Source organism: Lentzea sp. HUAS12 (assembly GCF_024125735.1).
GTDB classification, from domain to species: domain Bacteria; phylum Actinomycetota; class Actinomycetes; order Mycobacteriales; family Pseudonocardiaceae; genus Lentzea; species Lentzea albida.
Window position 1 is genome coordinate 7175811 of the sequence record NZ_CP099738.1, and the last position, 13781, is coordinate 7189591.

At 68.4% G+C, this 13781-nt stretch carries 9 protein-coding genes; 3 read left to right on the top strand and 6 right to left on the bottom strand.

Annotated features, from left to right (window positions below):
• Nucleotides 1-34: 34 nt before the first annotated feature.
• From ND450_RS33195 to ND450_RS33215, 5 genes are all read right to left on the bottom strand, one after another.
• Nucleotides 35-2143 carry a hypothetical protein gene (locus ND450_RS33195; RefSeq protein WP_253322280.1) on the bottom strand — a complete coding sequence of 703 codons (2109 nt, stop codon included), beginning with the start codon at nucleotides 2141-2143 and terminating at the stop codon, nucleotides 35-37.
• 175 nt (nucleotides 2144-2318) lie between these two features.
• Nucleotides 2319-3080, bottom strand: a complete 762-nt coding sequence (locus ND450_RS33200) for an amino acid ABC transporter ATP-binding protein (protein ID WP_253322281.1) — start codon at nucleotides 3078-3080, stop codon at nucleotides 2319-2321.
• Nucleotides 3077-3874 carry an amino acid ABC transporter permease gene (locus tag ND450_RS33205; RefSeq protein WP_089918445.1) on the bottom strand — a complete coding sequence of 266 codons (798 nt, stop codon included), beginning with the start codon at nucleotides 3872-3874 and terminating at the stop codon, nucleotides 3077-3079. The genes ND450_RS33200 and ND450_RS33205 overlap by 4 nt, the downstream gene beginning before the upstream one ends.
• Before the next feature lie 73 nt (nucleotides 3875-3947).
• Entirely contained in the window at nucleotides 3948-4766 is an 819-nt protein-coding gene (locus tag ND450_RS33210) for a transporter substrate-binding domain-containing protein (RefSeq protein WP_253322282.1), read from the bottom strand.
• Nucleotides 4767-5007: 241 nt separating this feature from the next.
• Nucleotides 5008-7662 carry a glucosidase gene (locus ND450_RS33215; protein WP_253322283.1) on the bottom strand — a complete coding sequence of 885 codons (2655 nt, stop codon included), beginning with the start codon at nucleotides 7660-7662 and terminating at the stop codon, nucleotides 5008-5010.
• 136 nt (nucleotides 7663-7798) lie between these two features.
• Between ND450_RS33215 and ND450_RS33220 the strand changes: the two genes are divergently transcribed.
• Nucleotides 7799-9832, top strand: coding sequence for a hypothetical protein (locus tag ND450_RS33220; protein ID WP_253322284.1), 2034 nt, complete (start codon nucleotides 7799-7801; stop codon nucleotides 9830-9832).
• Here the strand turns inward: ND450_RS33220 and ND450_RS33225 are convergent.
• Nucleotides 9783-11201: a M20/M25/M40 family metallo-hydrolase gene (locus ND450_RS33225; RefSeq protein ID WP_253322285.1), complete on the bottom strand. Its 1419-nt coding sequence runs from the start codon at nucleotides 11199-11201 to the stop codon at nucleotides 9783-9785. The genes ND450_RS33220 and ND450_RS33225 overlap by 50 nt on opposite strands.
• A gap of 355 nt (nucleotides 11202-11556) precedes the next feature.
• Here ND450_RS33225 and pdhA point away from each other — a divergent pair, with 355 nt between their 5' ends.
• On the top strand, nucleotides 11557-12753 hold the full coding sequence (gene pdhA / locus ND450_RS33230; protein ID WP_253322286.1) for a pyruvate dehydrogenase (acetyl-transferring) E1 component subunit alpha: 1197 nt from the start codon (nucleotides 11557-11559) through the stop codon (nucleotides 12751-12753).
• Entirely contained in the window at nucleotides 12753-13778 is a 1026-nt protein-coding gene (locus ND450_RS33235) for an alpha-ketoacid dehydrogenase subunit beta (protein ID WP_253322287.1), read from the top strand. Before pdhA ends, ND450_RS33235 begins: the two co-directional genes overlap by 1 nt.
• Nucleotides 13779-13781 lie beyond the last annotated feature (3 nt).

Sequence of the window (13781 nt, forward strand, 5' to 3'; positions counted from 1 at the left end):
CGCTCCCGGAGGAATTCCCCGATGGGGGCGAAAGCTAGCGCTTGAGCATGCGGGTGAGACCGGCGGCGACCGTCGTGGCGAGGATCCAGCCCGTCACGATCAGCCCCGACGCGATCCACTGCGACGCGCCCGGCGTCTGCCAGCGGTTCTTGTTGCCGAAATCGACGATCGGCACCACCAGGTCGATCGTGTAGAGCCACGCGTTCCACGGCAGGTGGTCGTCGTCGTTGATCTCGACCAGCGGCCCCTTGAACTGGAACCACAGGCTGCCCACGACCCACGCCGCGATCAGCCACCCGAGCGCCCGCGCCGGGCGGTAGCCGTAGCCGACCATCGACCGTTGCAGGAAGCTCCACAGCAGCACCAACGGTCCGAAGAACCGCATGCCCTCGGCGACCGCCTTGTACCGCAGGCGTTGCTTCTCGATCAGCACGGTCGAGGCGTGCTCCTCGTTGCCGGCCGCGGTCAGCATCTCGGCGAACTGGTCGTACGGGCGCGGGTGGTAGCTGCGCCGCATGGCCTGCCGCAGCCAGCGCAGCCGTTGCTGCACCTGGTCGTCGTCGCGCAGGTCGATGGGGTACGCGAGGGAGTCGTAGCGGAAGTCGTCGAGGTCGATGTACCCCGTGGCGCTCCAGAAGTTCTCGTTGTCGTCCAACGAGGTGCACCGCGCCTGTCGCAACGTCACCAGGCCCTTGGGCGGCGACACGACGTTGAGCATCAGCTCCTGCACCTGCATGCCCATCGCGTTCAACGCGTGGCTGTCGAGCTTGTACCCGAGCACCGCGCCGTTGAAGTTCGCCATACGACCGATGACGGCACGACGGCACCGCACGCCGCCATGCGCGACGAACTCCTTCTCACCGCGTGCGCAGATGAGGTCACGGCCGATCGTGGCGCCACCGATGTCGAGCGAAGGCTTCTCCCGCGGCTGGTGCCGGTACGTGCCCGGGCTGGTCAGCCTGCTGCCGCGCAGGTCGAGGTTCGCGCCGACGGTGATGCCGCGCAGTTCCAGGCCGCCGGCGACGTCCGACTCGCGCACCACGAAGTTGCTGCCGATCTGGGACCGGTTGGCCAGCACGGCGTCGGCGGCCGGGTTGTCCACGGTGGCCCGTTCGAGCGTGATGCTGCCGCGCACGTGCGTGTCGACCATCCGCAGCTGGCCCTTGACCTTCACCCGGCGCCCGACGACGTCCCCGCCGATCTCCGTGCCGTCGACGTGCAACGCGCGTCCGGAGCCGGTCGGGTCGGTGCCGACGGCGGGAGGCGACACGGCGTCCAGAACCGCCCCTGCCAACGAGAACGTGCCACCGATGTGCGCACTCACAGCGCGGATCGTGCCCCGGCTCGTGAAACCGCGGTCCAGTTCGAGATCACCCGAGACGTGCACGCGGTCCAGGAAGAGCGTCGCGGACGGGTCGGCGTGCGGGTCGTCGGTGTCCTTGAAGTCCGAGCCGCGGGAGAGGACGGCGCCGCTCAACGACAGCGTGGAGCTGATGCGCGCGTTGGCCAGGAAGACCACGCCGTGCGAGGTGAACGCGCCCAGGAAGTTGCCACCGACCTGCATGCCGTTGCCGTTCAACGTGAACCCGTCGGCGTTCTCCAGCACGGCGCTGCCGAGGTTGACGTTGCCGCCGATGCGCGCGCCCGCGAACCGCACCTCGCCCTCGGTGATGATCCCGAACCCGAGCAGCGCGCCCGCGACGGTCAGCCGGTCACCGTGCAGGCACAGCCCGCCCGGCACGCTGAACCTGGTGTCCCGCAACAGGACCGAGCCCGCGATCTCGGCGTCGGTGAGGTCGGTCAGCCCGGACACCCTGCAGTCGAGCAACGAGACGTCGTTGCTGCTGCTCAGGTTCCGCGCCTCGAGGCCCGGCAGGTCGCAGTCGCTGAACGAGATGCCCGCCAGGTTGGCCTGCCGCAGGTCCGGGGCCGCCTCGAACTGGCAGCGCTCGAACTCCAGCACGTACGGCACCTCGACCGCGCGCAGGTCGAGCACGTCGGTGACCACCCGGTCCACCACGCGGATGACGGGCGGGGTGCTCGGCTTGCGCCGAGGCAACCTCCACCCGCCACCGCCGGCGTTCTCGTTCTCCCCCAACAGGCCCCGCAGCACGTCGGCCGCGGCGACCTTCCCCCTCGCCACGAGGTTCGGACCTAGGTCCTGTGTCGAAGTCGGATCCGCGACAGCCGGGCCCGAGGCGGCCCCTGGCGGCACGGCCGGGACGACCACGTACAACACCGGTACGCGGCCGTCCCGGCCGCACCACCAGAAACCACCTCGAGCGCACCTCTCATCGAACCAGACTTCGACACAGGACCTAGTCCTTCGGGCCTTGGTGCGTCGGGTCCAGAACGCGCGCCAGGAACTCCTGCGTGCGCGGCTCCTGCGGGTTGCCGATCACCTCGGCCGCCGGGCCCTCCTCGACGATGTAGCCGCCGTCCATGAAGATCACCTTGTCGGCGACCTCGCGGGCGAACTGCATCTCGTGCGTCACGACCAGCATCGTCATGCCCTCGTCGGCGAGCTGGCGCATGACGCCCAGGACGTCACCGACGAGCTCGGGGTCGAGCGCCGAGGTGGGCTCGTCGAACAGCATCACGTCCGGGTCCATCGACAGCGCGCGGGCGATCGCCACGCGCTGCTGCTGGCCGCCGGAGAGTTGCGCGGGCATCGAGTTGGCCTTCTCCTTCAGGCCGACCCGGTCGAGGTTGCGCAGGGCGATCTCCTGCGCCTCCTTCTCGCCGCGCTTGAGCACCTTGCGCTGCGCGACCGTGAGGTTCGCGAGGACGTTGAGGTGCGCGAACAGGTTGAACGACTGGAAGACCATGCCGATCTTCGTGCGCGCCTGGTCGATGTCGACGTCCGGGTCGGTCAGCTCGACGCCGTTGACGACGATCTTGCCGTCGTTCGGCTCCTCGAGCAGGTTCACGCAGCGCAGCAGGGTCGACTTGCCCGAACCCGACGGGCCGATGATGCAGACCACGTCGCCGCGGTTGACCGTGACGTCGATGCCCTTGAGCACGTCCAGCGAACCGAACGACTTCTTGAGCCCGGTGATCTCGACACTGATCTCGCTCACAGGACGGACACCTTCTTCCCGCCGGAGCGGCGCTCCAGGTACCGGGAAAGGTACCCGAGGGGCAACGTGATGATCAGGTAGCAGAGGCCGACCACGAGGATCGGGGTGAGGGACGGGCTGCGGCTCAGCGTCTCCCGCCCGAACTTCGTCAGCTCGTACTGGTCGCGGGCCAGTCCGATGATGTAGATCAGCGAGGAGTCCTTGGTCAGCAGGATCAGCTCGTTGGTGAGCGGCGGCAGGATGATCCGGAACGCCTGCGGGATCACGATGGTGATCATCGCGCGGCCCTGCGACATGCCGAGCGAGCGCGCGGCCTCGACTTGGCCCTTCGGCACGGCCTGGATGCCGGCGCGGATGGTCTCGGCCATGTAGGCGGCACCGACGATGCCGAGCGCCAGCATGACCGTGGAGTAGATGTCGAACTGGATCTGGAACGCGAGCGGCACGCCGAACGCCAGGCCGATGAACACCAGCAGAGCCGGGATGCCGCGGAAGAACTCGATGTAGACGGTCGCGATCCACCGGTACGGCGCGATGGACGACAGCTTCATCAGCGCGAGGACGAGGCCCAGCCCGAGGCCGAACGCGAAGCCGAGCGCGGTGTAGATGAGCGTGTTCTTCAACGCGATGGTGATGACGTTGGGGAACATCTCCCCCATCGTCTTGAAGTTGAAGAACGCCGTGCGGATCTGCTCCCAGTCGGCGAGGAACGCGATCACGACGGCGATGACGGCGAGCAGCGTGTACTGCGAGTACCGGAAGTACTCAGCCCGCTTGCGCTTCGACAGCGCCATTCTGACTCCTAGCGGATGTGGTTCGGAACGCGAACGGGGCGGCGTCGTCCGCCGCCCCGTCAGCTCGAGATCGCTACTTCTTCTCCGGCTTCTTGCCGAACCACTTCTCGTAGATCGTGTCGTACGTGCCGTCTTCCTTGGCCTTCTTCAACACGGCGTTGACCTTCTCGGCCAGGGCGGTGTTGCCCTTCTTGATGCCGATGCCGTACTGCTCGTTCGTGTTGAACTCGGCCGACACGACGGTGTCCGGGAACTCCTTGGCGTAGTCCAGGAGCACGCCGTTGTCGTTGATCGCGGCGTCGACGGCGCCGGTGCGCACGGCGGTCTCCATCAGCGGGAGGTCCTCGAACTGGATGACCTCGTAGCCGTTGGCGGCCTTGTTCTCGTTGGCGTAGATCTCACCGGTGGTGTCCTGCTGGACGCCGATCTTCTTGCCCTTGAGGTCCGCCAGCGCCTTGATCGGCGAGTCCTTCTTGACCAGCAGCGCCTGCGTGGCCTCGAAGTACGGGTCGGAGAAGTCGATCGCCTGCTTGCGCTCTTCCTTGATCGTCATACCGGCGGCCGCGAGGTCGCACTGGTTGGCGTTGAAGCTCGCACCGGAGGTGATCGTCTCGAACTGGGTGTCGAAGATCTCCTGCGTGACACCGAGGTCCTTGGCGATCAGGTCCACCAGGTCGACGTCGAAGCCGACGGTCTTGTCGCCTTCGGTGAACTGGAACGGCTTGTAGGAAAGGTGCGTGCAGGTGACGAGTTTGCCTTCCTTGACAAGCTTGATGCCACCGTCGGTGGTGCCTCCACCGCTGTTGGTGCTCGTCGCGCAACCGGCGAGCGCGGTCAGCGCTAGGGCCGCTGCGGGCAGCAGGGCGAGCACGTGCCTGGGTCGACGAGCCACTGCGTCACTCCTCGTAACTGTCGCGGACGAGTGAACGGGATCCTGCCACTCGGGTGACGTGGTGGACAGCACGTGCGTGTTACAGGCCACTCCCTTGCAACGATTTTGCGTCAAATCGGCTTTCTGATCACAAAATCTTGCGCCGGTTGGCTCAGATCACACAACTTCTTCACGTATTGCACACGAATGATTACGATACGCGAGTGTCTCCTTGATCAGGATTTGATCACGACAGTGCTGGTCAGCGTGTTCTTTCGGTCAACAGACCCGCCACCAGAGCCGTCCACCCGGTCTGGTGAGTGGCTCCTAGACCCTCACCGGTGTCGCCGTCGAAGTACTCGCTGAAGGTGACGTGACTGCGCCAAAGAGGTGATTCGGACGCTTCGACGCGTTTGCCGTCCGACGGCCTGCGCCCGTCCTGGTCGGGAAGGAACAGCCCGACGAGGCGGTCCGAGAGCTCGTCCGCGACGGCGCCCGCGGTGACCCAGCGCCCGGAGTGCGTCGGCATCTCGACTTGAAACATGCCGTCGTGGAACGCGCAGACCGTCCGCAACGCCTCCACCAGCAGCGCGTTGGTCGGCAGCCAGATCGGGCCGCGCCAGTTGGAGTTGCCGCCGAACATCGGCGTGTGCGACTCGCCCGGCTCGTAGCCCATGCGGTGGTCCTGGCCCGCGACCTTGACCTCCAGGCCCTCGCGGTGGGCGGCGCTGAGCGAGCGGATCCCGTGCGGCGACAGGAACTCCTGCTCGTCGAGCATCCGGTGCAGCACGCGCTTGAGCTTGCTCTCGTCGAGCAACGACACGAACGCGCCGCGCTCGTAGTGGAAGGTGATGAACTGCCGCAGTTCGGGCCGGCGCTTGAGCAGGTGGTCCAACCGGCTCGTGAAGCCGTGCAGGTCGCTGAGCACCCACGGCTCCAAGACCGCCGACGCGAGCAACGGGATGAGGCCCACCATCGACCGCACGCGCACCGGTTCGGACTCGATCTCGCCATCGGGACGCCGTCGTGAGACGCGGTCGTAGCAGAAGCCGTCCTCGTCGTGCCAGATCCCGCCGCCGTGCGACCCGAAGTGCGTGAACGCCTCCGCGATCGACAGGAAGTGCTCGACGAACTTCGTGGCGACGTCCTCGTAGGACTCGTCGTCGCGCGCCAGCTCCAGCGCGATCTGCATGAGGTGCAGGCTGTAGGCCGCCATCCACGAGGTGGCGTCGGACTGCTCCAGCCGCCACTCGCCCAGCATCGGCTCGGACCGGTTGACCGGCCCGATGTTGTCCATGCCGAGGAACCCGCCCTCGAACAGGTAGCTGCCGTCGGCGTCCTTGCGGTTGACCCACCAGGAGAAGTTCAGCAGCAGCTTGTGGAAGACCTTGGCGAGGAACCCGCGGTCCCTGCTGCCGTCCGCGCGGTAGACCTGCAGCGCCGCCCACGCGTGCACCGGCGGGTTCACGTCGCCGAACTCCCACTCGTACGCGGGGATCTGGCCGTTGGGGTGCATCATCCACTCGCGGCAGAACAGCAGCAGCTGCTCCTTCGCGAACGCCGGGTCGACCAGCGTGAACGGGATGGTGTGGAACGCCAGGTCCCACGCCGCGAACCAGGGGTACTCCCACTCGTCCGGCATCGAGATGACGTCGGCGACGTCGAGGTGGCGCCAGTGCACGTTGCGCGCCCTGGCCGTTCTCCTGCTGGACGGCGCTTCGGGCTTGGTCGGGTCGCCGTCGAGCCAGTCGCGGGTGCGGAACCGGTAGTGCTGCTTGGTCCACATGAGACCCGCGAGCGCGCGCCGCAGCACGTGCCTCTCCTCGGGACCGGCCTGCGGCGCGATGGTGTCGTGGAACTCGTCGGCCTCGGCCTTCCTGCTGCTCATGACCTCGTCGAAGCTCGGGCCGAACGGGTCGAGGTGCCCGTCACCGCCGACGAGCCGCAGCCTGACCGTCACCGTCTCGCCCGGCTCGACCGGGTCGAACGAGTACCAGGCCGCGAACTTCGTGCCCGCGGTCCCGGCGTCGTCCGGCCCGACGACCTGGCACGAGCGCGTGTTGCCGCGCACCACGTAGTCGCAGATGCCGTCCTTGACCCACGGCGAGGGGTTGCGCGCGGCCCCGAAGAGCGCGACCTCGTTGCTCTCGTTGTCCGTCATGAGCATCGACGGCGAGTCGTCCAGGTGCAGCGTGTAGCGGCCCAGGTTGCCGTGATCGGCCGTGACCTTGCGTCCGGCCGTGGTGCTCGCAACGAGCTGACACGGCCGTTGGTCCCGCCCCCACGCCCACGTGTTGCGGAACCACAGCTGCGGCAGGAGGTGCAGCGGCGCGTCCTCGGACCCGTGGTTGGTGGCGCTGATCTCGACGCAGATGTCGTCCGTGTCGGCCTTCGCGTAGGTGACCTGGACGTCGAAGAACCGGTTCCCGTCGAGCACCCCGGTGTCGCTCAGCTCGGGCTCGCGGTTCTCCCGCCCCGCGTTGCGCGCCATCTCCCTGAGCTGCTCGTACGGGAACTCGCGCTGCGGATACCGGTAGAGCACCTGCATCCAGGAGTGGGTGGGCGTCCCGTCGGTCACCCACCAGTGCTCCTTGACGTCCTCTCCGTGGTTGCCCTCTTCGTTGGTGAGGCCGAAGTACCGCTCCTTGAGGAACGGGTCCCTGCTGTTCCACAGGGCCACGGAGAAGTTCAGGAACCCGTGCACGTCGCAGATGCCGGCGATGCCGTCCTCGCCCCACCGGTACGCGCGCGACCGGGCGTGGTCGAACGGGAACGAGGCCCACGCGTCGCCCTCGGGCGAGTAGTCCTCGCGGACCGTGCCCCACTGGCGGCCCGACAGGTACGGCCCCCACAGCCGCCACGGCGACGTCGGGGTGTCCGACTCCGCGAGGCGCGCCCGTTCCGCATGTTCGACCATCCGCCCAGTGTGGGACACCAGGTAGGACGGCCGGTCGGGCCCACGTCTCGGCTGAGTCCTAGCTCACTCAAGGCCGGGTGGAGCGTGACCTGTTCGGCGCATTTCGGACGTTCCCGAACGAGCGCACCATGCACGGGTGACCGAGGACGAGGTCTTCGACGAGGCCGTCGAGGTGGCGCTGGAAGCACCGCCCGGTGGTTCCGAGGCGATGCGGGCCGTGCTGCGCGACGCCAAACCGTGGATAGTCGCTGCGGCGCGTGCCCAACAAGACCGCTACGTGAAGCTCTCGGTCGTGAGTTCGGGTTTCGTGACGAAGCACCCGTTCCTGTGGCGCTGCCTGTTGCTCTTCGTCATTCCTGTGACGGAGTGGGTGCTCGCGGTGCTGTTGTTCAAGTACGGGGTCAACGGCAACCCCGCGATACCCGTCGTCCGCGACACCGCGCCCGTCGTCGCGATCGCCGCGGTGGCGTTGGGGATCTCGTACACGAACGCGGTCGGGAGGGCGGCCGCGTGGTTCTGGGGAGTCCTCGGGCTGGGCTTCATCACCCTCGCCGTGGTCAGCGCGATCTTCGGCGCGCTGATCACCGTCTCCTGGCTCACGTTGTTCGCCACCGTGCCACTCGGGATCGGCATCGTCTGGGGTGTGTCCCGCCTGACCACGGCTCTCACCGCGCTGCTGTCACCGCCGATGGTCAGCGCCCGGTTCGCTGCGGCGCGCCAGGCGCTCGAGGAGTGGAGGTCGGCGATGCTGCAGGAGGGTGTGCTGCCCGCGCTGCGCGCCGCGTCCGGCGGCGACCGGGTCGTCCCCGGCACCGAGCTGGTGTTCGGCGATGCGAAGAGCCTGCACCGGGGCGGGTCGCTGATCAGCCACCAGCCGGTGCCGGCCGGCAGGGAGCTGGCCGAGCTGGTCGACACGCTCGACGGCGGCAGTTTCGCGCTCGCCGGACCGCGGGGTTCCGGCAAGACCAACCTGCTGAGGGCCTTCTGCCGGGGTGCCTACCGGGGGCAGGACCAGGTCGCCGACCTGAGCGTGCTGGTCGCGGCGCCGGTCGACTACGTCCCCCGTGAGTTCGTCCTGCACCTCTACGCGCAGGCCTGCCACGCGGTGCTCGCCCACCTGCGCGAGACCGCCGGCAAGGGCGTCCGGCGCCGCTGGCGGGTCCGGCGCGGTGAACGGGATCGGCTGGCCAGGTCGGCGCAGCGCGGACTCCGGGACATCGCCTACGTCCAGACGCTCACCGGGGAGACGAGCGGGAAGTTCGGGTTCCGGGGAGCCGAGCTGGCTCACAAGCGCGCGACCAGCCTGACCGGCCGCCCGCGGACCTATCCCGAGGTGGTGGACGACTTCCGCGGGTTCGTAGGCGCCGTCGCCCGCGCGCTGGACCCGGTGCGCGTGGTGATCGCCATCGACGAGATCGACCGCATCGGCGCGGGTGAGCCCGCCCGCAGGTTCCTCAACGAGATCAAGGCCGTTTTCGACGTACCCGGCTGCTACTACCTGATGTCGGTGTCCACCGAGGCGCAACACGACTTCGAACTGACGGGCATGGGCCTGCGCAGCGTCTTCGACAGCTCGTTCGACGAGGTCGTCCGGGTCGACTACCTGGACTTCCAGCTGGCCCGCGGCCTCATCAGCAGGTCGGTGGACGGCCTGCCGGAGGTGTTCGTCGCGCTCGCCTACGCGTTCTCCGGGGGACTCGCGCGGCAGCTCACCCGCTCGGCCCGCGCGATCGTCCGGCAGCCGCGTGGCACATCGCTCGGTGCGGTGACCGCGAGGCTGGTCGACGACGAGCTGGACAGGGTGTGCAAGACGACGAGCGACGCGCTGACAGCGTTGGACGACCGCGACGGCGTGACGAAACTGCTGCGCGTGCTCGTCGATCCCGATCCGGACCTGCACACCCTGCGTGACCGCGTGCAGGCCTCCTACGCGAAGGAGCACTCCGCGATCGGGGACCTCGCGGACAGGGCGGCGGCGCGGATCGCGTTCCTCGCCGTCGTCCGCGACCACTTCACGGACGACCTGGCCGAGGTGGTCCCCGCGCAGGTCGACGCACTCGCGAGAGCGCGCCGCTACGCGGGGAGCAACCCGGCCACGGGCCTGGCCCTGCTGGAGGAGTTCAGCTCTGCTTCGCGTGCGAGTCCAGGACCAGCGCGATCGCCTCGGTGACGCGGGCCGCGTGCGCCAGGTGCAGCCACTCGTCCGGCACGTGGCAGTTCGAGTCCGGCCCGATCACGCCCGTCACCACGAACTGCGCGTCCGGGTACGCCTCGTGCAGCAGCCCCATGAACGGGATCGAGCCACCCAGCGACACGGTCCGCCACGGCGCGCCGAAGATCTCCTTGCCCGCCTCGTCCAGCACGGCGGAGAGCCACGGTGCCAGCTCGGGCGCGTTCCAGCCGTCGGCCGACTCGACGCGGGAGAGCTCCACCGTCGCGTTGTAGGGAACGTCGGTGGTCAGCTTCTGGCGCACCGCCTCCAGGGCGGCCGACGCGGAAGCCGTCGGCGGCAGGCGGAAGGAGAGCACGAGGGAGGTGTACGGCCGCAGCACGTTGCCCGCGTCGTCCGGCAGGGGCAGGCCCTCGGCGCCGGTGACGGACAGGGTCGGCCGCCAGCCGGAGTTCAGCGCGAGCTCGACCTCGTCGTCGGACATGGGCTTGAGGTCGCCAACGCGCGGCACCGGGTCCCACAGCGCGCCGGGCGCGGCCTCGACGGCCTCGCGCACCTCGGCCAGGCGACCCGCCGGGATCTCCACGTGCATCTCCGGCACGAGGATCTCGCCGGTCTCCGAGTCCTCGATCCGGTCGAGCAGGATCCGCGCGATCCGGAACGACGACGGTACGATGCCCGACGCCATACCCGAGTGCAGGCCGCCGTCGAGCACCCGCACGGTGGCCGTGACCTGCACGAGGCCGCGCAGCGACGTCGTCAGCCACATGCGGTCGTAGTCGGAGCCGCCCGAGTCCAGGCAGACGACGAGCGAGACGCGACCCAGCCGGTCCGAGAGGTGCTCCAGGTACGCGGGCAGGTCGGGCGAACCCGACTCCTCGCCGGTCTCCAGCAGCACGACGCACCGGGCGTGCGAGCCACCGGCCGCGCGCACGGCCTCGATCGCGGCGATTGCGGCATATCCGGAGTAACCGTCGTCGGCCGCGCCACGGCCGTAGAGACGTCCGTCACGCAGCACCGGGGTCCACGGGCCCAGTCCCTCGCCCCAGCCCCCCACCGGCGGCTGCTTGTCGAGGTGTCCGTAGAGCAACACCGTGTCGTCGCCCGAGTTACCGGACGCGGGCACGTCCACCACGAGGAGCGGCGTGCGTCCCGCCAGTTGGACGACGTCGAGCGACGTGCCTGGCAGGTTCCGCGAGGCGATCCACGCCTTCACGTGGTCGATCGCGGCCGCCAACTCTCCGTGTTCCTCCCAGGCGGGATCGAACGCGGGCGAGATCGCCGGCACGGCGACGAGCTGAGACAGGCTCGGGACGATGTCGTCGTCCCAGAGCGTCCTGACGGTGCTGGTCACAACTGAGCGGTCCACCTCTCGATCCTGTCACGACTCCGCCTCCGCTCGCGTCCGTAGCCTCTTGGGAAAGGCCTCGCACGAAGTTAACGATCGGTAACCGGGACAGTGTTGTCCGTTCTCCGGACAACAACTGTCGGAGGACAAAAGGTCGAACTTCCGACAGTTGTCGCTGATCAGAACGTTGACTCGTGTGTTACGAAGTGGGACGGGTCTCACCAACTCGCGTGAGGCCGTGTCAGGATGTGGTCGTAAGCCACCGTCACCGTCGACGGCTGCCTCCGGCCCCACAGGGCTGGCGGTGACCGCCGACGTCGCCGCACGAGGTCGTCACGAGCGATCGGGCGGTCGGAGTAGACAGAGGAGAAGGCGCATGTCGTCCCCTGAGCAATGGACGCACCCTGAGCCGGACGCAGCGCCGGCCGCCACTGCCGCGAAACCGACGGCGGAGCAGGTGATCGCGGGCTTGCGAGCGACCGACGAGGGCGGCGCCGACCTGGTGCAGCTCCTCACGCCCGAGGGCGAGCGGGTCAGCCACCCCGACTTCGACATCGACATCACGGCGGAGGAACTGCGCGGCCTGTACCGCGACATGGTCCTGATCCGCCGCGTCGACCGCGAGGCGAACGCGTTGCAGCGCAAGGGCCAGCTCGGCATCTGGGTGCCGCTGCTCGGTCAGGAGGCCGCGCAGATCGGCGCCGGCCGTGCGATGCGCGAGACCGACATGGCCTTCCCCAGCTACCGCGAGCACGGCATCGCGTGGACGCGCGGGATCAAGCCGACCGACCTGCTCGGCATCTTCCGCGGCACCGACATGGGCAGCTGGGACCCGGTCGAGAAGCGCTTCCACCCCTACACGATCGTCATCGGCAACCAGGTCCTCAACGCGGCCGGGTACGCGATGGGCCAGAAGTTCGACGGCAAGGTCGGCGACGACGAGGGAGAAGCCACCATGTGCTTCTTCGGCGACGGCGCGACCAGCCAGGGTGACGTGCACGAGGGCTTCGTGTGGGCCGCGGTCTACGACGCGCCGCTCGTCTTCTTCTGCCAGAACAACCAGTGGGCCATCTCCGAGCCCACCGAACGCCAGTCGCGCCTGCCGCTCTACCAGCGCGCCCGCGGCTACGGCTTCCCCGGCATCCGGGTCGACGGCAACGACGTCCTCGCGACGCTCGCCGTCACGAAGTGGGCGCTCGACGAGTGCCGCCACGGCAACGGTCCCATCCTGATCGAGGCGTTCACCTACCGGATGGACGCGCACACCACCTCCGACGACCCGAGCCGCTACCGGCTGTCCGACGAGCTCGAGATGTGGAAGCTCAAGGACCCGATCGAGCGCGTGAAGGTCTACCTCGTGCGCCAGCAGTGGGCCGACAGCGAGTTCTTCGAGGGCGTCGAGGCCGAGGCCGACGCGCTGGGCGAGGAACTGCGGGAGTTCTGCACGAACATGCCCGACCCGGCCGCTGAACGGATCTTCAGCAACGTCTACGCCGAGGGGAACCCCAACCTCGAGGCGCAGCGCGACGAATTCCTCGACTACGTCTCGGGTTTTGCTGGAGGTGAGCACTGATGGCTGCTCCGACGATGGACCGTTCCTCTGCCGCTGCTCCGGCATCCCCGGTGCAGACGCTCACGATCTCGAAGGCGCTCAACCTGGGCCTGCGGGCGGCCATGGAGGCCAACCCCAAGGTCATCATGATGGGCGAGGACATCGGCAAGCTCGGTGGCGTCTTCCGCATCACCGACGGCCTGCAGAAGGACTTCGGTGAGCAGCGCGTGCTCGACACGCCGCTCGCGGAGTCCGGCATCATCGGCACCGCCGTCGGCCTCGCGATCCGCGGCTACCGCCCGGTGTGCGAGATCCAGTTCGACGGCTTCATCTTCCCGGGCTTCGACCAGATCGTGTCGCAGGTCGCGAAGCTGCACTACCGCACGCAGGGCAAGATCAAGATGCCCATCGTGATCCGCGTGCCGTTCGGTGGCGGCATCGGTGCCGTCGAGCACCACTCGGAGTCGCCCGAGTCGTACTTCGCGCACACCGCCGGCCTCAAGGTCGTCTCGTGCTCGAACCCGTCCGACGCGTACTGGATGATCCAGCAGGCGATCGACTGCGACGACCCGGTGCTGTTCTTCGAGCCGAAGCGCCGCTACTACGAGAAGGGCGAGGTCGACACCACGGCCCAGCCCGGCAAGCTCTTCGAGTCGCGCGTGCTGCGTCCCGGCACCGACGCGACGCTGGTGGCGTACGGCCCGATGGTCCGGACGTCGTTGGACGCCGCCAACGCGGCCGCAGAGGACGGCACGTCGCTCGAGGTCATCGACCTGCGCACGCTGTCGCCGCTCGACCTCGCGCCCGTGTTCGAGTCGGTGCGCCGCACCGGCCGGCTGGTCGTCGTGTCCGAGGCGCCGTCCGAGTCCTCGATCGCCAGCGAGATTGCAGCCAAGGTCCAGCAGGAGTGCTTCTACTCCCTGCAGGCACCGGTGCTGCGGGTGACCGGTTTCGACACCCCGTACCCGCCGTCGAAGCTCGAGGAGGAGTTCCTCCCCGACCTCGACCGGGTGCTGCACGCCGTCGACCGCTCTCTCGCCTGGTAAGGG